At 62.2% G+C, this 20518-nt stretch carries 17 protein-coding genes and 1 tRNA gene; 6 read left to right on the plus strand and 12 right to left on the minus strand.

The window, feature by feature from the left end; translation table 11 throughout:
- The 7 genes from JJ959_RS18425 to JJ959_RS18455 all read right to left on the minus strand — a co-directional run.
- Window positions 1-869 (minus strand): MFS transporter (locus tag JJ959_RS18425; RefSeq protein WP_292887007.1); only part of this gene is annotated, 869 nt, incomplete at its 3' end.
- Window positions 870-949: 80 nt separating this feature from the next.
- Window positions 950-1768, minus strand: a complete 819-nt coding sequence (locus JJ959_RS18430) for an ABC transporter permease (RefSeq protein ID WP_292887009.1) — start codon at window positions 1766-1768, stop codon at window positions 950-952.
- Window positions 1765-2676, minus strand: a complete 912-nt coding sequence (locus JJ959_RS18435) for an ABC transporter permease (RefSeq protein WP_292887012.1) — start codon at window positions 2674-2676, stop codon at window positions 1765-1767. Before JJ959_RS18435 ends, JJ959_RS18430 begins: the two co-directional genes overlap by 4 nt.
- Window positions 2673-3752: an ABC transporter ATP-binding protein gene (locus JJ959_RS18440; RefSeq protein WP_292887015.1), complete on the minus strand. Its 1080-nt coding sequence runs from the start codon at window positions 3750-3752 to the stop codon at window positions 2673-2675. The genes JJ959_RS18435 and JJ959_RS18440 overlap by 4 nt, the downstream gene beginning before the upstream one ends.
- A gap of 111 nt (window positions 3753-3863) precedes the next feature.
- Complete coding sequence (locus JJ959_RS18445; protein WP_292887018.1) at window positions 3864-4934, minus strand: ABC transporter substrate-binding protein; 1071 nt, start codon at window positions 4932-4934, stop codon at window positions 3864-3866.
- A 189-nt stretch (window positions 4935-5123) separates the two neighbouring features.
- Window positions 5124-6422: an FAD-binding oxidoreductase gene (locus JJ959_RS18450; RefSeq protein ID WP_292887020.1), complete on the minus strand. Its 1299-nt coding sequence runs from the start codon at window positions 6420-6422 to the stop codon at window positions 5124-5126.
- Between the two features lie 16 nt (window positions 6423-6438).
- Entirely contained in the window at window positions 6439-7539 is a 1101-nt protein-coding gene (locus JJ959_RS18455; RefSeq protein ID WP_292887023.1) for a mandelate racemase/muconate lactonizing enzyme family protein, read from the minus strand.
- A 169-nt stretch (window positions 7540-7708) separates the two neighbouring features.
- Here JJ959_RS18455 and JJ959_RS18460 point away from each other — a divergent pair, with 169 nt between their 5' ends.
- From JJ959_RS18460 to JJ959_RS18475, 4 genes are all read left to right on the plus strand, one after another.
- Window positions 7709-9226 (plus strand): PLP-dependent aminotransferase family protein, encoded by a 1518-nt coding sequence (locus tag JJ959_RS18460; RefSeq protein WP_292887025.1) that lies wholly within the window; start codon window positions 7709-7711, stop codon window positions 9224-9226.
- Window positions 9223-10839 (plus strand): GMC family oxidoreductase N-terminal domain-containing protein, encoded by a 1617-nt coding sequence (locus JJ959_RS18465; RefSeq protein WP_292887028.1) that lies wholly within the window; start codon window positions 9223-9225, stop codon window positions 10837-10839. The genes JJ959_RS18460 and JJ959_RS18465 overlap by 4 nt, the downstream gene beginning before the upstream one ends.
- Window positions 10840-10985: 146 nt before the next feature.
- A tRNA-Ser gene (locus JJ959_RS18470) sits at window positions 10986-11078 on the plus strand.
- A gap of 343 nt (window positions 11079-11421) precedes the next feature.
- On the plus strand, window positions 11422-13290 hold the full coding sequence (locus JJ959_RS18475) for a dihydroxy-acid dehydratase (protein WP_292887030.1): 1869 nt from the start codon (window positions 11422-11424) through the stop codon (window positions 13288-13290).
- Between the two features lie 68 nt (window positions 13291-13358).
- Here JJ959_RS18475 and JJ959_RS18480 read toward each other — a convergent pair whose 3' ends face one another.
- Window positions 13359-14168: a transporter substrate-binding domain-containing protein gene (locus JJ959_RS18480; RefSeq protein WP_292887032.1), complete on the minus strand. Its 810-nt coding sequence runs from the start codon at window positions 14166-14168 to the stop codon at window positions 13359-13361.
- A gap of 258 nt (window positions 14169-14426) precedes the next feature.
- On the opposite strand from JJ959_RS18480, the gene JJ959_RS18485 reads away from it, so the two are divergent.
- The gene (locus JJ959_RS18485; protein ID WP_292887035.1) at window positions 14427-15842 is read left to right on the plus strand and encodes a HAMP domain-containing sensor histidine kinase; all 1416 of its coding nucleotides are present in this window, start codon (window positions 14427-14429) and stop codon (window positions 15840-15842) included.
- 153 nt (window positions 15843-15995) lie between these two features.
- Here JJ959_RS18485 and JJ959_RS18490 read toward each other — a convergent pair whose 3' ends face one another.
- From JJ959_RS18490 to JJ959_RS18505, 4 genes are all read right to left on the minus strand, one after another.
- Window positions 15996-17681, minus strand: a complete 1686-nt coding sequence (locus JJ959_RS18490) for a methyl-accepting chemotaxis protein (protein ID WP_292887038.1) — start codon at window positions 17679-17681, stop codon at window positions 15996-15998.
- A 35-nt stretch (window positions 17682-17716) separates the two neighbouring features.
- Window positions 17717-18325 carry a hypothetical protein gene (locus JJ959_RS18495; protein WP_292887040.1) on the minus strand — a complete coding sequence of 203 codons (609 nt, stop codon included), beginning with the start codon at window positions 18323-18325 and terminating at the stop codon, window positions 17717-17719.
- Between the two features lie 290 nt (window positions 18326-18615).
- Window positions 18616-19257: a PAS domain-containing protein gene (locus JJ959_RS18500; RefSeq protein WP_292887042.1), complete on the minus strand. Its 642-nt coding sequence runs from the start codon at window positions 19255-19257 to the stop codon at window positions 18616-18618.
- A 130-nt stretch (window positions 19258-19387) separates the two neighbouring features.
- Window positions 19388-20065 (minus strand): GntR family transcriptional regulator, encoded by a 678-nt coding sequence (locus JJ959_RS18505; protein ID WP_292887044.1) that lies wholly within the window; start codon window positions 20063-20065, stop codon window positions 19388-19390.
- Between the two features lie 161 nt (window positions 20066-20226).
- On the opposite strand from JJ959_RS18505, the gene JJ959_RS18510 reads away from it, so the two are divergent.
- Entirely contained in the window at window positions 20227-20517 is a 291-nt protein-coding gene (locus JJ959_RS18510; RefSeq protein ID WP_292887047.1) for a UxaA family hydrolase, read from the plus strand.
- Window position 20518: the final 1 nt, after the last annotated feature.

Consider the following 20518-nt stretch of genomic DNA (forward strand, 5'->3'; position numbering starts at 1 on the left):
ACGATGCGATGGCCAAACCTGTCGGCCGCCATGCCGGTCAGGGTCATGCCGAAGAACGAGAGCATCCCGGCCGTCCCGAAGGCGAAGGCCGCCTGCCGCTCGCTCATCCCCTCGCTGACGAGATAGGCGACCGACTGCAGGCTGACGCCGTAGATCGACATGGCGGTGACGAAGAAGATGATGAAGAACATCCAGAAAGCCGGAGTCTTCAGCGCCGCGAGCAGGGTCGGCCCGGACTTTCCGAGCGATCTGTTGTAGCGCCGCGGATTGCCGTCGGCTCCCTCGGCGATCCGCCGCCATGGGAGAAACAGAACGAAAATGCACAAGGCCGCGAAAACGATCGCATACCATTCGTAGGCCATTCGCCAGCCCTGCCGCGCGATCAGATATTCCGCGAGCGGCGCCATGATCAGCGTGCCGAGACCGAGACCGCCATAGGTCATCGCGAGCGCCGTCGCCAACCCCTTGTCGAACCAGCGGCTGACCACGGCCTGCGCCGGTGCAAGCCCGATCAATGCCGCACCGAAGCCGCAGAAAACACCGATTGCGAGCTGGAACTGCCAGAGTTCGGAAAGCGATCCGGCGGCGAAATACCCCGCGGCCAGGGCCGCGAGCCCGACCGCATAGACCAGTCGCCCGCCGAACCGGTCGAACAGAAGCCCAGCCAGAGGTGCGAAGAAGCCTGTCGCCGCCATGAAGATGGAATAGACGGAGGTCGCCGAGGAGCGGTCCCAGCCAAGATCGCCGGAGAGCGGCAGCAGAAATACGGCGTAGCTCTCGCCGGCCCCGCGCCCGAGTGCCGTCATCCCGAGACAGAGGGCAAGGACGCCGAGCGACGCGGCCATCGCCCTTCCGCTGATGAGTGCCATGAAGACCACTCCGGCAGGATAATTCAACGCACTCAGCCTAGTGGCTGGTCACTTGCGCCGATAGCCTCCGGAGCGGCACTTCAGTCGCGCGACTTCCCGAAAAGCTGGCTGAGTATCAGCAGCGTCGAGGAGATCACGATCATTATGGTGGAGATCGAGGCGATGGTCGGGTCGATCTGGTCGCGCAGCGCGTTGAACATGTTCCGCGTCAGGGTCGAATTGTCCCCGCCGGAGACGAACATGGCGACGATCACCTCATCGAAGGACGTGAGGAACGAGAGCAAGGCGGCGGTCAGGACGGAAAACCGGATCTGCGGCAGGGTAATGCCGATAAAGGCGGTAAACCGCGAGGCTCCGAGGCTGCGGGCCGCCATCTCCTGGTTCATGTCGTAGCTCTTGAGCGCGGCGCTGACGACGATCAGCACAAGCGGCAGCGCGAGGATCGAGTGCGCGATCACCAGCCCGAACAGACTGTTCACCAGACGGATCTGCACGAACACGTAGAAGGCCGCGATGGCGATCAGGATGACCGGCACCATGATCGGCGTGATCAGCACAATGTAGAAAAACTGGCCGAGCGGATGACGCGAGACATGCAGGCCGTAGGCCGCCGCAACGCCGAGCGGCGTGGCCACGCACATGGTGAGGAACCCGGCCTTCAGAGACGTCCATGTCGCATCGATCCAGGCGGGCGAGCTGAGGTAATGCTCGTACCAGCGTAGCGACCATTCCCGGGGCGGAAATTCGAGATACTGCGAGGCCGAGAAGGACATCGGCATGACGATGATCGTCGGCGCGACGAGCAGAATCATGATCACGGTCGCGACGAAATAGAGCCAGAGCCGCTGACCGTGGGTGATCTGGGTCTCCGAGGCGGGACGCTTCAGCCAGTTCGTCAATGCCCTGCCCCCAGTATCCGGTTCAGATTCAGCAGGCGCGTGGCGGCGAAGAGAATGCCGAGCGTAATCGCCAGCAGCACCACGCCGAGCGCGCTCGCCGCGCCCCAGTTGAAGAACAACTCGATATTGTTGGTGATCTGGTTCGAGACCATGATCACCTTGCCGCCTCCGAGCACAGCCGGCGTCACGAAGAAACCGAGGCAGAGCACGAAGACGATGAGTGCCCCCGCAAAGAGTCCCGGCAGCGAGAGCGGGAAGAAGATGTTCCAGAAGGTCTGCACCGGCCCTGCGCCGAGATTGGACGATGCCTTCAGGTAGTCCTCGCTGATCGCCTTCATCGAGCCGTAGAGCGGTAGGACAAGGAACGGCAGCATGATATGGACCATGCCGATCAGCGTTCCCGTGAGGTTATGGACCAGGGCGAGCTGCTCCTCCCAGAGCCCGAGGGAGATCCCCCACTCGTTGATCAGCCCCTTGCTCTGCAGCAGCACCAGCCAGGCGTATGTCCGGACTAGCAGAGAGGTCCAGAAAGGCAGCAGCACGGTCAGCATGCAGAGGGCCGCCGCGCGTTTTGGAAGTTGGGAGAGGAAATAGGCGAGCGGATAGCCGAGCAGGATGCAGATGCCGGTGGTCAGGAAGCTGACCTTGAAAGTGGTCCAGAAGATCCGCGCATAGGCCTTGCTCTCCAGCATCCGGTCGTAATGCTCAAGCGAGAAATTGCCGTCGTCGGAAAGGAAGGAGAGATAGAACAGCCAGCCGACCGGGATCACCATGACGATCAAGACGGTGAGGACCGCCGGGGAGGCGAGCCCGAGCAACGCCCAGCGCTCCTGCCAGTCCTGCCGGTTCAGAAGAGCCTCGTTCGCGCGCGCGCCGGCGCCGGAAGCGGTGCCCGCCACGGCGCTCACCTCTCCTCGTCCGGAATCAGCACCACATCGGCTGATTTCAGCCCCAAGGCCACGCGCTCGCCGACCTTGACCTTCTCGATTGCAGCCTCGCTGCGCATGCCGGCACGCACGGCGATGTCAGTGCCGTCCGCCAGCGTCACATAGGCGAGCGTGGTATCGCCCTGGTAAACCAGATCCTTCACCGTGCCGGGGAAGATGTTGGTCTTGCCGGCGTCGGTGCCGTCGAGGATGGTCAGCCGCTCGGGGCGCACCACGAGAGACAGATTGCGCCCCTCCGGCACCTCGTCCACTTCGAGCTCGACACCGGCGAAATTCAGCCGCCCGCCCTTGCGTTCCAGCTTGAGGAAAGTCGACTCGCCGATGAACTCGGCAATGAAACGGTTCGCCGGACGCTCGTAGATCCGCCGCGGCGCGTCGAGCTGCATCAGGCGGCCGTGATTTATGACGGCGATCCGGTCCGACATGGTCAGCGCCTCGCGCTGGTCATGGGTCACGTAGACCGTGGTCATGCCGAGCTTCTCATGCAGGTGCCGCAGTTCGATCTGCATCTGCTCGCGGAGATTCTTGTCAAGCGCGGAGAGCGGCTCGTCCATCAGCAGGATGCGCGGACTGAACACGATGGCGCGCGCGAGTGCGACGCGCTGCTTCTGTCCGCCGGAAAGCTGGCCGATCCGCCGTTCGCCGTAACCGCCGAGCTGCACCGTCTCCAGAGCCCGTTCGACGAGGCCGGCGGCTTCAGCTTTCGGTACCTTCCGCAGTTTCAGCGGATAGGCGACGTTGGCCGCTACACTCATATGCGGAAAGAGAGCGTAGTTCTGGAACACCATGCCGACACCGCGCTTGTGCGGCGGCATGGTCACGATCTCCTCGTCGCCGAAGCGGATGCTGCCGTGGTCCGGGCGCGTAAAACCAGCAAGCGCCATCAGCAGCGTGGTCTTGCCGGATCCGGACGGGCCGAGGAGCGTCAGAAACTCGCCGCTCTTCACCTCGAGATCGACGTGATCGAGCGCAAACAGGCTGCCATAGCTCTTCGTCAGGCCGGAAATCGATATCGGAAGCGCGTCCTGCTTCGACATTCCAAACTCTCAGAAATTCGTGTCATGGAAAATGTGGCCGCATTCGCGGCGGATGGAAACGGGGACAGCGACCAAGCGCCGTCCCCTCCCCAATCGACCAAGAGCCGGTTTCTACTCGGTCAACATTTCCTGATACATGGCAGCCGCCTTCTGTTCCCACTTGGCGTACCAGGCGAGGCTGATCGGGAGCTGGAGCTTGGCATTCTCCGGATGCGACGGCATGGCGCGCGCCATCGCTTCGTCGATCTTGCCGATCTCGTAGGCCTTCTTGTTGGTCGGGCCGTAGGTGATGTGCTCCGGCAGGTTCGCCTGGATCTCCGGCTTGCTCATCTCGGCCAGGAACTTCATGGCCAGATCCTTGTTCGGCGCGCCCTTCGGAATGGCGAAGCAGTCATAGTCGAGCAGTGCCTGGTTGAAGGTGTAAGCGACCTTGGCGCCGTCCTTCTTGGCAACGTCAAAACGGCCGTTCCAGCCGGTGGTCATGTCGACTTCGCCGTCCTTCATCAGCTGTGCATGCTGCGCCCCGGACGACCACCAGACCGCGACGCTCGGCTTCAGTTCGCGGATCTTGTCGATGGCGCGCTTGATGCCTTCTTCGCTGTCGAGAACCTTGTAGACGTCTTCCGGCGCGACGCCGTCGGCCATCAGGGCCGGCTCCAGAGCGCCCGCCACCTTGTCGCGATAGGCCCGCTTGCCAGGAAACTTCTTGGTGTCCCAGAAATCGGCCCAGCTGTTCGGCCCCTTGTCACCAAAGGTTGCGGTGTTGAACGCCATGACGGTGGAGAACACGTCGCTGCCGATGCAGTAATCCGTATAAAGGCCTGGATAGAAGGTCGAGACGTCGACGATCCCGAAATCGATCTTCTCGAGCAGGCCTTCCTCCGCCGCACGGGCCGCACTGCCGGAGCCGCTGGAGACGATGTCCCACGCGACCGCGCCGGCCTTCACCTTCAGGCGGACGTCGGACATGCCGCCATAGGTTTCTTCCTTGACGGTGATGCCCATGGCCTTCGCCGCGGGCTGGAAGAGCGCGAGGCTCTGGGCGTTCTGGTAGGAGCCGCCCCAGGAGGCGACGGTCACGCTGCCGTCCGCAAGCGCGGGAAGCGCAACCGCGGACAGGGCCATCGCGCCAACCGCCACGGTGAGAAGGCCGCGGCGGGAAAAATTCTTCTTGTTCGTCATGTGAGGTTTCTCCGCTGTTCGTTTGCTGGGTCTTTTCGGAGAAAGGCGTCCCTGCCCGTCCCCTGGACTGCTGCCAATCCGGCCCGTTACAGAAAAGTGAAAGGCCAAATTGGCCCTCGGAACAGGTCCATTCTCGATTAAACAACAGACCAATTTCCGAGGGACCGAACATCCGCGCCGAGGAAACCGTTACCGGTTCCAGCCGTCGCGCCAGCGGAAATAGGCAACCGACGCGGAAAGGAACCAGGGACGGCCCGTGTAGAGCGGCCGCGTAGGAAAGCCGATCCCGTCGAAGGCCGTGCGGCCTTCCTTCTTGCCCAGGATCTGCTGTGCGACGCGCATTCCAAGATACCCCGACATGGACACACCCGAGCCGCAATATCCCATCGCATAGTGGACGTTTTCATGACAGCCGACATGGGCAAGCGTATCGAAGGTATAGGCGACGAAGCCCATCCAGGAGTGACTGACCCGGACATCGGCCAGTTCCGGGAAGATTGCGGCAAGATCACGGCGGAGCAACGGTGCACTCTTGCGCGGGTCGGTCTCCCCGGCAGAAACGCGGCCGCCGAACAGGACCCGTGTCCGGTCCGGGGACGGCCGGTAGTAATAGACCACCTTGCGACTGTCCCCGAGCATACGGTCGGTTGGCATCAGCCGGTCCATCTGTTCCTTCGGCAGCGCCTCCGTGGCGATGATGTAGCTGCCGATCGGAATCACCCGCCGGCGCTGCCAACCGGAAACGCCGCCGGTATAGCCGTTACTGGCGACCAGAACGTTGCGCGCACTCACCACACCTCTGCCCGTTCTGACCCGGAATCCGGGAGCACTTTCCTCGATAGAGGTGACCGGGCAGCGCGTGGCGATGACAATGCCCCCCTCCTCGGCGCGGCGGAGCAGGCCCGCATGGAATTTCGCGGGATCGAGCGAGGCTGTGCTCTCGTTCACGATCCCGCCGTAATAGGCGTCCGTGCCAATTTCCGCATGCTGTTCGGCACGCGTGACGACGCGGAGCGGTTCGACCAGCCCTGCCGGCTGGCTTTCCGCTGCCCGGGCCATCTTCTCGAACTGGACCGGGTTATGCGCACCGGTAAACTTGCCCGGCACGGCGAAATCGCAGTCGATCTGCTCGGCGGCGACGAAATCGGCGATCCAGTCGAGCGCGTTCGAGCCCTCGCGGATGATGCCGAAGGCCGTATCGGTGCCGTAGCGCCGCGTCAGCTCCTCGTAGCCCGGTTTGATCGAACGGCTGATTTGCCCGCCATTCCGCGTGCTGCAGCCCCAGCCCGCTTCCTCGGAATCGCAAACCAGCACGGACCGACCCGCCCGGGCCAGCTCCAGCGCCGCCGACAAGCCCGTATAACCGGAGCCGACCACCAGCACATCGACCTGCTGCGGCATGTCGGGCCAGACGATTTCGGGGCGCGGCGTTTCTCCCCACCAATAGGGATCGGTGGTGAAGTCCTCGGTGAAAATATCGCTCTGCATGATGGCTCCGGTCGGCTCAATCGAGTTCAGAGCATTGATACTGCGCCCGCTCGAGCCAGTCTTGCCGGATCTCGACACCCCAGCCCGGACCCGACGGAATCTGCACTTTACCGTCCCGCGCCACGGGGAACGGGTCGTAGAGATCTTTCTGCCAGGGGTAATAGTCGAAATCCTCGATCGCGAATTCGACATAGGGTCCGGCCGACCCGATCGCGCCCATCAGGTGCAGGGTGAAGATCGTCACCAGGCCGAGATTGGCCGAATGCGGCGTGCAGGCCATGCCGTATTTCTCCGCCAGGTCGGCGACATGCAGCGTGCGGTGAATGCCGCCGATATAGAGGATGTCCGGCTGCAGCACGTCGACGGCGCGCATCGCCGCCATCCGCCGCCAATGCGCCAGATCGCAATCCTGCTCGCCGCCGGTGACGTCGATGTCGAGCGCGTCGGCCACCTCCTTGGTCCATTCGAGTTCCCAGTAGGGACACGGCTCCTCGAAATGGCAGAAACCGTGATCCTCCATCATCCGGCCGACCTCGATCGCCCGCTTCGGCGTGAAGCAGCTGTTGGCGTCCGCCAGGAGGTCGCAGCTGTCGCCGAAGGCCTTGCTCATCGCGCCGATGATCTCTTCCGTCCGGCCCGGCCATTCGTCGACGTCATGGCCGTATTCGCTGCCGACGCGGATCTTGAAGGCGTCGTAGCCGCATTCGTCCCGATGCCGCTTCAGCCGTTCGACCTCGTCGGCCGGCGTGATGTCGCGCCGCATGCTGGAGCCGTAGACCCGGAACGGGCGCGGCACGCCGCCGAGCAGCTCGCAGACGCTCTTGCCCTCGCGCTTGCCGTAGAGGTCGTAGAGCGCGGTATCGAGCCCGGCCATGCCGCGGCGCAGATAGGCGCCCGGGAACTTGTGCTCCCTCTCCGGGATGATCCGCATCAACCCTGCCAGATCAAAGGCGTCCCAGCCGAGCGCATAGGGCGCGACCTGGCGGTGCAGCACCAGCGAGGAGATGTCCGAATTGTAGGTCGAGACCTGGCCCCAGCCCTGGCTCCCGTCCTCGACCGTCACGCGCACGAAGCCGACGAACTGGGTGCTGAAAGTCTCGATCTTTGTGATTTTCATGGAAGAGATTCCGCATTTCGGGTTCCGGCCCGGCGCTCCCGCTCAGTCCGTCGATCTTCGGTTTACGTCATCTTGACGAGCAATTTGGACTTAATTTAAGGTCCATTTTCGAGAAAAGACCAAACCAATTTTCCTTTCATACTCTTATCGGCCCGGAGCCAGCCGCATCATGGTCAAACGCGCCGCCGGCGCCCTGCTCAGCGCCATCCGGATCGATCATGACTCGCCGCGCCTTCTGGCGACGCAGATTACGTCCTCAATCCGTGAGATCATTCTTGCGGGCGGACTGCGCGGCGGCGACCGCCTGCCGGCGACACGCATCCTTGCACGCGATCTCGGCGTCTCCCGTACCACCATTGTCGAAGTCTACGAGCGCCTGATCTCGGAAGGACTGCTCGAGGCACGCACGGGAGCCGGAACCTTTGTCAGTGAAACCGTCCATATCGGCGACAACGGCGCCGTAACGGGGTCCCCCGAGGCACCGAAGACTGAGAAAGCCGTTGCCCGCCCACCCGTGGCGATAGGCGCCGGTTTTGCAATTCGTCTGCCGCATACCATCCGGGCCTTCACAACCGCCCTGCCCGCCGTCGACATGTTCCCGGTCGCGCAATGGACGCGGCAGTCGAACAAGCACTGGCGCGAACAACGCGACCTTGTGCTCGGCTATGGCAGTCCCGCCGGGTTCCCGCCGCTGCGCCGGGCGATCGTTGCGCACTTGAAGGCCAATCAGGGGATCAATTGCGACGAAGACCAGATCTTCGTCACCAACGGCGCACAGCACGCGTTTCATATCATCGCCAGCATGCTGTTGAAGCAGGGCGACAAGGTCTGGTTCGAGAACCCCGGCGCCATCGGGGCACAGAACGCGCTCAGGGCCGCCGGCGGCGAACTTGTCCCCCTGCCGATCGATTCAGACGGTCTCGACGTGGCCGCCGGCCTCGCCGACGCGCCGGATTTCCGCCTCGCCTTCGTGACGCCGCTGCATCAACAGCCGCTTGGCGTCACGATGAGCCTCGAGCGCCGGTTCGCGCTGCTCAATGCGGCGGAGAATGCCGACGCCTGGATCATCGAGGACGATTACGACGGCGAGTTCTATTACGGTACGCACCCGATCCCGACCCTGAAGAGCATCGACCATGCCGATCGGGTGTTCTATGTCGGCACCTTCTCGAAGACCCTCTTTCCGGCCCTCCGCCTTGGCTACATCCTCGCGCCGCCGTCCTTCATCGGCATCCTGAACCATCTTTTCAACACCTGGCTGCCGAGCGCGCCGCTGAACAGCCAGGCGATCGTCGCAGGCTTCATGGACGAAGGCCATTTCGCCACCCATCTGCGCCGGATGCGCCGGATCTATACCGAGCGCTATCAGGTCCTGATGAGGTGCGCGTCCGAGCTCCTGGACGGCCTTCTGACCCTGAAACCGACGGATACCGGCCTGCACACAACGGGCCGGCTGGCATCCGGTCTCGCCGAAAACACCATTGCCGAAGCGGCGAACGACGCCGGCATCACCGTGACGCCTTTCGGGCGCTACGCAATGACGCCTCTGGACAAGACCGGCCTTGTCCTCGGCTTTAGCGGTGTGCCTCCGGAGGACATCGAACAGGGCGTCCGGGGTCTTGCGCGGATCCTCGGCGCCGAACTGGCACAGCAGCAAAAGACTTCCCGATTGGATATCTCATCGTGACAGACACATTCGACTATATCGTCGTCGGCGCCGGTTCCGCTGGATGCGCGCTCGCCGCCCGGCTGAGCGAGAGCGGCCGGCACCGGGTCCTGCTGCTGGAAGCCGGCGGCGACGACCGTCAGTTCTGGATCCAGGTGCCGATCGGCTACGGCAAGTCGTTCTACGATCCGTCGGTGAACTGGATGTACATGTCCGAACCGGTCCCGACGGCCGGCAACCGCCAGACCTACTGGCCGCGCGGCAAGGTGCTCGGCGGCTCCAGCTCGATCAATGCCATGGTCTATATCCGCGGACAGGCGGAGGATTACGGAGACTGGGAAGCGGCCGGCAATCCCGGCTGGGGCTGGGACGACGTGCTCCCGGTCTACAAGCGCATGGAGTGCCATCAGTGGGGCGAGAGTGCCTGGCACGGCGGGTCAGGGCCGCTGAAGGTGACCGCGCCGGAAGCCGAACTCCATCCGCTCTGCGCCGATTTCCTGACGGCGGGCACCGAAGCGGGCGTTCCGGTAAATCCGGACTTCAACGGCGCCAGCCAGGAGGGTGTCGGCCCCTACCACATCACGACCGGAAACGGCTTCCGGATGTCGGCCGCGCGGGCCTATCTCTGGCCCGCCCGCAACCGGGCGAACCTGAAGATCGAAACCCATGCCGATGCCGAGCGGCTGCTGTTCGACGGCTCCCGTGTGACCGGCGTCTCCTACCGCTGCCACGGCGTTCAACGAACAGCGACGGCGGAGGCTGAGGTCATCGTCGCCGCGGGCGCCGTCGGAAGCCCCGCCCTTCTTCTACGCTCGGGCGTCGGACCCGCGAGCGAACTCGCGGAGCTCGGGATCCGGGTCCAGACGGACCGTCCCGCCGTCGGCCGCAACCTGATGGACCATTACATCGTCGACCAGATGTACCGGTCCCGGCGACCCAGCCTCAACAACACGCTCGCGCCCTGGTGGGGCCGTGCGCTCGCCGGGATGCAGTACCTGCTCGCCCGCCGCGGGCCGGTCAGTCTCAGCCTGAACCAGGCGGGCGGCTTCATCCGTACGCGGCCGGAACTCACGCGGCCGAACATGCAGCTCTATTTCTCGCCACTCAGCTACACCAAGGCACCTCCGGGCAAGCGCCCGCTGATGCACCCGGACCCCTACGCCGCGTTCCTCACCAGCATCTCGCAGTGCCGGCCGACCAGCCGCGGCTGGCTGAAGCTGCGCTCGGCGGATCCGCATGAGGCACCGGAAATCCAGCCGAATTATCTCTCGACCGAGTTCGACCTGCAGGAGAACCTCGAAGGCTTCAAGTTCATCCGAAAGCTGGCCGAGACGCCGACCATGCGAGAGGTGATCGAGGAGGAAGTCTCGCCGGGCCCGGACGTACGCAGCGACGACGAGATGCTGGACTATTTCCGCAATACAGGCGGCTCCGTCTTCCACCCTTCCGGCACCTGCCGCATGGGGCCCGATCCGGCGATGGACGTGGTGCGCCCGGATCTCCGGGTCTATGGCCTCGAGAATCTGCGCGTCGCGGATGCCTCGATCTTCCCAACGATCCCCTCCGGCAACACCAACGCCCCCTCGATCATGGTCGGGGAAAAGGCGAGCGACATCATCCTCGGCAATCGTTAAGCCTCGAAATACCGGAGCCTAGTCGCCGGAAGGAAAAAAATCTGTCGTCCGGCGGGCACCATGCGTTGACAGCGCTGAGGTGCCCGCATAGAAGGAGCGCAGCATACGCCGTGTTGTGGGGCTCGCCCTGCGTTGAGCCCTTGTGCGGAGGGGTGGCCGAGAGGCTGAAGGCGGCGGTTTGCTAAACCGTTATAGGGTTAATAACCCTATCGTGGGTTCGAATCCCATCCCCTCCGCCATTTCCTTTCTTGCGACTTTCCTTCGTAATATTCGATGTGACTTTCGACGCTCTTGCGGGCCGTCTAGGCAGTTTCGCTTTCATCCCGCGTGCACGGCCTAAATCCGAAACCGCACGGCCATCGTCGATATCCGGTCCCGCATCCAGGTTTCAGATAACCGCCAGGAACAGGGCCTCCTGTTCGGCGCCCCCCCGAACCGAACGTCAGCTTTGACAATTTGGCGCGTTGACCGGGCCGCTTGGCGGACCGAGAGTGCTTGCCCTAGTATCCCTGCCGGATTATCGGGTAAGAACCGTCAAAAGCTGGTGTCCGAGAGACTTGCGCCTAACCGAGGAAACGCTCCGTGAAGAATTCTAAAACCCTACTCATCGACCGCCACCCGGGCCGCTCGGCCCAGACCATCGGGCTTGCGCGCGAGCTCGGCACAGATCCGGAGCTGATTCACGAGCCGTCCGTCGGCGTCGTCGGCACCAAGGGCGACAGCCAGTGTTATCTCGGCGTCCAGGCTAAGGTGGAAGCGATCCATGACCGTCTGCGCGAGCGGATCGGCCAGGAGGAAGGCAAGCTGAAGCTGCGCCTGGTACAGCCGGAATACACCATCGCCACCTCGGACGGTGTCCGCAACGGCACGCCGGAGATGCGCTACTCGCTGATCGGCCGCGAAGTGACCAACGACGCGCTCTGCGAGCATCTTGAAGCGACCGGCCTCGCCGGAACCATCGCCGTCGTCGCCTGCGACAAGCCGCCGGTCGGCACGCTATCGGCCCTGCTCGAACACAACCAACCGGCCATCATCATGTCCGACGGGCCAATCCATCCGGGCAAGGACCCGAAGACCGGCGAAGCGCTCGACATCGTCAGCGCCTACCAGGTCGCCGGCAATCCGGATCCCGAGTTCCGCCACCACATTTCCTGCCATGCCTGTCCCGGCTTCGGCAGCTGCGGCGGCATGTTCACCTACAACACGATGCAGACCTTCATCGGCGTCGTCGGCATGCAGCCGCTGCACATGGTCGCTCCGGCGTCCGACGATCCGCGCCGCCTGAACGACTTCCCGACGGAACTGGTCGACCGCTTGGCCGCCCTGATCGATGCCGATCTGAAGCCGCGCGACATCGTGGTCCGGGACTCTCTGCGCAACGCGATGATCGTCTCGATGGCGATCGGCGGCTCCACCAACGTCGTTCTGCATGCGCCGGAAATCGCCCGCGCCGCTGGCTTCAGCGACTTCTGGAAAGAGGTCATCACGCCGGAAGAGTTCAACCATCTCTCCCAGCATGTCGTCCCGGTGCTCACGGATGCCCGCCCGTACGGCAAATATTCGATGGTCGATATCGACGCCGTCGGCGGGGTCCAGGTCATCGTCCGCGAGCTGCTGGAAGCCGGCCTGCTGAACGGCGACGTGCTCACCTGCACCGGTGAAACTCTGGCTGAACAGGTCGCCCGTCTCGGCACCAGGAAGGTCGACGGCAAAGTCATCTACCCGGTCGAAAAGCCGTACAAGCCGACCGGCGGCCTGCGCATGCTCGGCGGCAATCTCTCGCCGGACTTCTCCGCCATCCTGAAGCTGGCGGGCGTCGAGGGCGGCCTCGAAAACAACCGCTTCGTCGGCAAGGCACGGGTCTTCGAAGGGGAAGCCGGGTTGCTGAAGGCGCTCGACGAGGCGCCGGACCAGTTCGAGAACAACGATATCGTCATCGTCCGATACGCGGGTCCGAGCGGCGCGCCCGGCATGCCGGAAATGCTCGATCCGACCTCGCGCATCACCACGCTCTGCCGCGAACGCGGGATCACAGTCGCGCTGATGACCGATGCCCGCTTCTCGGGCGGCTCCGTCGGACTGGTGATCGGCCATGTCGGCCCGGAAGCCGCGCTCGGCGGGCCGATCGCTCTGATCGAGGATGGCGACGAGATCGTCGCCGACCTGGAAACGAACGAACTGAACTGCACCGCGCTTCAGGATCCGGCCACGGTCAAGGCCCGCAAGGCCGCCTGGGAGAAGGTCGTGGCCGACAATGGCGGCGTCCATCCGAATTGCGGCGCCGCAGATACCCGGCTTCTGCACCGGGCTCGCCATACCGCGGTTCCCGCGATCCGGGGCGGCGGCCTGCACCCGAACCGCGAGGTCTGGGTGAGAGAGGCTCGTACGGCCGAAAAATCCGGCTTCGTGCCGGAGAACAAGCACCGGCCAGGTTCGGCAAAAGCATTCTGACGCGGATGAAATGAGTTAAAGCGGGCCGAGAGTGTCAGATTGGCGCCCCGGCCCGTTCTCTTTTCAACTCATTCCCTCACCGAAAGCGGCTGCCAGTGCGGCGGTGACTCCTGTGATGCCGCGCCATGCTCCAGCCACTCGTCCCAGGAGATCTCAATCGCGGCATAGGTCCCGTTCGCCCGGATTTCCTTCAATCCGCGATCGAGCTCGCGGGCCAGCGCCTTGGATTGGGCAAACTGCGCACGGCTGAAGGAAATGAAGAGATCGAACTCGGTCAGACTGTGGACCGGCACCGGAGCCGGATCGATCCGGAGCTTGTTCCGCACAATCTGAAACTGCGCAACTTTCTCGTAAACCACTGCGAAATCGGCCCGCTTCCGTGCCACCAGAGCCAATGTCTGAAGGTCGGATTCTACCGCGATTTTCCCGATCGCAGCGTTCAGATCGAAACTGTCCGTATAGGTGTAGCCGCGCACAACCGAGAAGACACCGGTCAGGAAATCGTCTTCGGTAAAAGCCTGATGTCTTTCCGGATGGGCGTAGATCAGGATCTTCCCGCGGAACAGCGGTTCTTCGTGAAAGACGAATTTTTGCTGATTGACGTCGGAGTTCGTCGTGTTGAAACAGCCGAGCAGACGGCCTCTCTCGACATCGCGCAGGCATCGCGCATAGGGCATGGCCTTGAAGCGGACCTTGCACCCGGCAGCATCGAAGGCCGCTGCGACAACATCCAGAGAGAACCCGCGGAGTTCGCCCTCGAAAATCCCGGTATAGGGAAAGAACCCGTCTTCCGCGCCGATCTCATGGACCGTCCGGGCATCGCAGATCAGACGCGTCTCCGCCGTCACCGGAATCACTGACAGAAACGGAGCGGCCACGAGAACCGCCAGAGCAATAATCAGGTGCGATCGCACATTCCGTCTCGCCAAATAGATGACGATTCCCTTGAATTGATGTCGCCGCAAAGCGTTTGCGGCCGCCTGCAGGCCAGAGAACGGAGCTCGGGCAAAACCGGGAAGAACAAACCTTATTCGAGACACATAGTACCGCAAGAGTTCCAAAGACGCCCTAGAGTTCTGGCCCGGGGTGGAACGGTCCTATATCTTTGGGAAGCCTTATCTGTGACGAGAGATTGCGTGAACCGTCTGCAGGTCCCCTTCTGGCGCCGCCTGTCGGTTCGCCAGGCGCAAATCGCCGTTATCATCGGAATGATGCTCGGCATTCTGTTTGCCGCAGTGCAGGTGCTGCTCGACGCGCGCGATCAAAGGCAGAACCTCAGTGCGCACGCCGACACCATCCTCGCCTTCGCCAGCTTGCCGGCCGCCCGCGCGGCGTACCGTCTGGATGCTGTCGGCGCCCAGGAGCTGGCCGTCAGTCTGTTGAACGATCCCGCGGTCGCCAGCGCGCGGATCGTCGACGAGCTCGAATTGCCGCTTGCAAACGCCATCCGTGATGCGCAGCCAGCCGCCGGAGCGCTCGAGCGCCTGCTTCTCGGTTCGGACACAAAGCAATTCGAGCGTCAGCTGCATTTCGAGAATGCAGCGCTGGACGTTGGAAAGCTTCAGATCGAACTCGATCCGGTACTGGCCTCTCCCGGATTTGCACAGCGAACCTGGAATATCCTGCTTTCCGGACTGTCGGAGAGCACCATTCTCGCCGTGGCCTTGATGCTGATCTACCAGTGGATCATCACGAAACGGGTCACCCGGCTCGCCGAAAGCTTCTCCTCACCCGCCGGCATCAGGGTCCGTTCCAAGTCACATGGCGACGAACTCGACCTGCTCGAAGACCAAGTCGTCCGAACGACCCGGGCCCTCGCCGGTGCGGTCAGCGAAGCTCAGGAAGCCAACAAGGCGAAGTCCGTCTTTCTGGCAAGCATGAGCCATGAGATGCGGACGCCGTTGAATGCCGTGATCGGCTACGCCGAGGCGTTGGAGATGGGCATAGGCGTCGACAATGCCGAGCGCCGAAACGAGTATCTTAAGAATATCGCGCGCGCCGGACGACAACTGAACCGCCTTCTCGGGGACATTCTCGATTTCTCAAAAATCGAAGCGGGCTCGATCGATATAGAACTTGGGGACGTGAGTCTCGCCGAGGTCATCCGTCAGGACCTGCCGCAATTCGAGGAAATCGTCGCCGGCAGGCATCTCAACCTGAGCAGTGAAATCTTGACCGAAGCGGAGGTCCGCGGAGATCGGGCCCGGATCCGCCAAATCCTGCTGAACTTCGTGACCAACGCCGCGAAATACAATGTTGACGGGGGAAAGGTCGGCATCGGCTGCCGGAACATGCCCGACGGATGGGTGCGCCTCTATGTCCGGGACGACGGAACCGGTATCCCGAAGAGCCGCACGGATTCGATTTTCGAGCCTTTCGTCCGGGGCAACAACAACATGCCAGACATTCCCGGCGCCGGCCTCGGGCTTGCGATCTGCAAGATGCTCGCGGAAGGGATGCACGGCCGCATCGGATGCGACAGCGCAGAGGGTGAAGGCGCCACGTTCTGGATCGATCTGCCGCGCGCGGGAACGCTTCCGACGGCTCATTGACCCGGAAGCTGCGCGATCAGGAGAAGCCCGGATTGAAAGCTGAACGGTCTAAGGAAGAGAGCCGCCAGCTTCAGAGCCACGAGCCAGCTGAGAAAACAAAACAGGCCGGATCGCGGATCCGGCCTGCCTCAAGGTTCTTAAAATTACTTGCGATCAGAGCGAGCGCACATTCTCCAGGAACCGGTCGATCTCGCTCTTGAGCTTCCGGTTGCGATCGCTGAGTTCGGCGACCACGTTCTGCTGCCCGTCGGCCAGCTGACCGGTGTCATCCGCCGCACGGGAAACAGTCTCGACCACCTCGGCGACCGTCTGCGTACCGGACGCGGCCTGTTCGATGTTCTGGGCGATCTCGTTGGTTGCCGCCCCCTGCTCCTCGACCGCGCTCGCGACGACGGCAGTCAGTTCGTCGATCTTGTTGATCGTATTACCAATTTCGAGCACCGCGCTGGCTGCGGCACCGGTCTCGCTCTGAATTTCGGCAATCTTCTGACTGATCTCTTCGGTCGCCTTGCTGGTTTGCGTCGCGAGGCTTTTCACCTCACTGGCCACGACTGCGAACCCCTTGCCGGCCTCGCCCGCGCGCGCCGCCTCGATTGTTGCGTTAAGGGCCAGAAGATTGGTCTGCTCGGCAATCTCGTCGATGATCTGAATGACTTGGCCGATGCTTTCCGCCGCGTCGTTGAGAGCCCCGACACGCGCGTTGGTCGTCTCCACCTCTCCGACCGCCGCACGAGATACCGCGGAAGCCTGCGCCATCTGCGATGAAATCTCGTTGATGGAGGAAGAGAGCTGCGTCGTCGCGGACGCCACGGTCTGGATATTGGCGTTCGCCTCCTCGATCGCGGCGGCGGCATCGCGGGACAGGTTGTTCGTGGTCTGCGCATTGGTCGCCATCGTCGACGAAGAGTCGCGCACACTGTTGACCGCTTCCTCGACCATCTTCAGCACGGTGGCCATTTCACTGTCGAACGCACGGGTATACTCACCCATCTTCTTATGGCGCTCGTTCTCGCGCGCCTGCTGCTCGGCCTCACGGGCCTGCTGCTCGCGCTGCTCGAGACCGTTGCGTTTGAAGACCTCGACCGCGGCCGCCATGCTGCCGATCTCGTCCTTGCGCTCGGTCCCGCGCACCTCGACGTCGAGATTGCCTCCCGCCATTACACCCATCAGATCGGTCATCTCTCCGATCGGGGTCGCGATGGAACGGCTGAGCGCGATACCGGAGACAATCGCGATGACGATGACCAGGCCGATCGAGATGTACATCGTCAGGGTAAAGCCCTGCATCGCCGCCATACGCGTCTCTGACGCGGCAGACGAGATCGCCTGGAGTTCCGCCCGCAATTTCTCTGCCGACTGCGAGAAGTTATCGATCGCAGCCTGGGGTTCCCCGGTGACCTCGATCGCCCGAGCCTGATTGACCGTCAGATAGTTGCTCATGAGGCGGACCTGCTCGGCTGCATATACGTCCGCCCATTTCTGATAGTTCGCAACCAGCGATTCGACCAGCGCAGCAACGGCTGTATTGTCCTTGCTGTTCTCTCGCAGCTGTGCCATCGCCTCCGAAACCCGCGGAGTCATGGCCTCGAACTGCTTCAAGCCCTCGCGTTCGCCGGTGAGGAGATAATAGAGCAGGCCTTGGCGCTTGAGAGCAAAGGCACGTTCATAGTCGAGAAAGATCTGGCCGAGTTCTCCGGCTTTCTCGCTCTCCGCGTCCGCAGCCTTGATCTTCTCGATGGACGCGAAAGAGAGAACCGCCATAAGAACGGTCATCGCGATCAACAGAGAAAAGCAGAGTGCGAGTTTTCGCGAGATCTTCAGATTCTGAAGAAAATCCATTTTCATATTCTCCTTCGGCCCTGAGCTTTGGAAACTCACATCATGCCGCGACGGCGTGCCAGTTCGCTCAGGTTGTACTCGACAGTGACAGCGCCGATGGCCTCACCGTCTTTCGCAATCGTCAGGTTCACTTGCGCGCGCCAGGTCTTGCTGGCTTCGTGAAACTCCGGTTCGTCGACAAATACGGCAGTCGGGCCGACATCGAAGGTTTTCTGGAATTTCGCCTCGTCGCCCTGCCAGAAATCGGACGTAATCGAGCTCTGACCGACATTGAGCCCATATGCGTCCATCACGAAAATCTCGGTGAAAATCCCGCCGGACATGGCCTGGATCTGCGTCAGGTAAGTGGAAAGCGGGCTGCTGAGAGTGGCGGCGATCAGCGGTTGGTCCTCGCTCTCGCGCTCGGCGCGCCACGCCTTGTCGAGAGCATCGATCTGCTCCTGACCAACACCCTTGTAACGTTTGTTGTGCGCCAGGATCGACATTTCGACGACCGGGTTGTTAAGCCAGTCCCGGATAAGTTCGATCGCTGCCTCATCGAGAATCTCGACGGACGGCGGCTCGGATTGCGCGAAAGCATTGTGCGCCCAGAGTGCGACAAGCAACGTAAAAGCGGAGGCAACGGCCCGGAAAGTCTTTTTCATCGAATCCTCGCATCTCCAAACTTGCGGAATGCAACCAAATCAGGTGATTGAGGTCCGTTAGTACCCCCCTGCAATTAAGAAACATTTAAGTTAATTAGATTTTTTCTCCGCTTTTTCTGCGGATTTTCTTAGCTGACAAATTGCCCCCGTTCTTGCGATGCCCGGCACGGTGGCGTTGCAATCGGCCTCGCCGGGACGCAGAGATTACTTGTGATTTCGATTAGCCAGCGGTGGAACCAACCCAGCGTCAGGCGCTCTGCGATCTCGGGAAACCAATGGACGTGCCGTTTTCACCAGACGACAGCGGCCTCCCCCACGGTCGCCGGCGCGCGGTCGTCAAACACGACAAACGGGCAATCCGGAAGCAATTGAGCAAGGTCGCGATCCACATCGATACGCAAATGGGCCGACAGGACCTGATCCAGACCCGTTCCGTTCGAAAGCGGCAGATCCAGGCCGATCACCTTGATATGCGACCTGCCGTATTCCGACAGGCTGCCTCCGGCAAACCCGAAAAAGGGCCTTCGCGCCATCTCCGCGAAATACCGGCGCTCGACCGACCAGGCATCGGGATCGCTCGATTGGGTTCCCAGCGTCTGGCCGGTATAGTCCACACGCCACCACTCGCAGAGCGTGCTTCCCCAGAGCGTAAATCTCAAGTCGAAGGGGTCATGCTCGATCTTGGCGATGAATATCCGCCCCATCCATTCGGAGAATTCTTCCGCCTTGAAATCGCGGCGACGGGGCAAGCCGCCATCTTCCCGCCGCCGGCTCTGCCACAGTGCAACCAAGCCGGCGAAAGGGCCGAAACGATCAGCCGCCGTATCGATCGGACACATCCAGTACCCCCAGTCGAACGCGACAGCGGGCGCCGCATTCACCGGAGGACGCAGCGGGGCGGCACTTGATCGGAATGTTCTCGAGTCGGCCATCAAGGCTTTCACGGCAATAGACATACAACATAAATAAATTATCAGTTTAGCCCGCCACGATGCGAATTATCTTTTCGCACCACATTGCACAGCCGGACCGAACGCAGCGAAACAGCCGCATGGTCTGCACTCAAGTCAATGCTACGGCGTAGCAATGCTCCTCTGTCATGAAGTGACTTGTGCGCAGTTCGACTGTGCGGTTCGAGAGATCCGTGGCCGTTCGGTCCACCCGGAGCAACGGCAGTCCGGCGGCGACTCGCAAGCGTGCGCAAACCTCCGGTTTTCCGGATACAGCCCTGATCTGCTCATTCGCCTGAACGATGGCGATGGAATAGGCATGCTGATAGAGCACGTAGAGCGTGTTCGGCAGCGGCGAGCGTTCGGACAGGCCGGGAAAAAGGGCTGCCGGTACAACCGAGACCTCGTGGACCAGGCGCCGACCGTCGACCGAACGGACACGCTCGATTTCGAACACATGGTCCGGTTTGCCGAATAGCGCCTCTCTCTCTTCCTTCAGAGAACGCCGGCGCCGCACGTTCTCCTCTTCAAGAGCCGGAGCTGCATGAGAACCGTCAGGATTACGCAGGCGGAAAAAGTGAAAGAGCGCGCTTTCCGGCGTCCGAGCCGTTACGAAGGTCCCGACGCCCTGGCGCCGGCGCACGATGCCCCTGCGCTCCAGATCCATCAGGGCCTTCCGTGCCGTGCCCTGGCTTACGCCGAGTTCGGCGCCGAGATCTCCCTCGCTCGGCAGCATCGCACCGGGCGCGAGATCGCCCGACGCGATCCGGTCGATCAGGGTCTCGATCACATATTTGTACAAAGGCGCAGACAGAATTGTCTCCTTAGATGCCGCTTGCTGCGTTCATTCTTGCCTTGTTAGCAAGAGTTTCAGGCTAAGTCTTGTATAAGAGTTCCGCTACAGGTATGCACGCTCATAACAAGCTTCACAAAACCGGGAGGAAAAGGGTAATGCGCAACATTCCCCAGCTGCTGGTCCATCACCCGGACGACAATGTCGGCGTCGTCGTGGTCGAGGGCCTGAAGGCGGGCACGGAGATGCTCTGTGTCATCACGCATGACAATTCGGATTTTCGGCTGACCGCCAAGGCGGACATTCCGATCGGTCACAAGGTCGCGCTCAAGGACCTCAAGGCCGGGGATACGGTCGTCAAATATGGCGAGGACATCGGCAAGATGGTCGGCAATGCCGGCACCGGCGAACACGTCCACACCCACAACCTGAAAACCAAGAGGTGGTAGA

This window comes from Nisaea sp. (assembly GCF_017640745.1).
Classification (GTDB): domain Bacteria; phylum Pseudomonadota; class Alphaproteobacteria; order Thalassobaculales; family Thalassobaculaceae; genus Nisaea.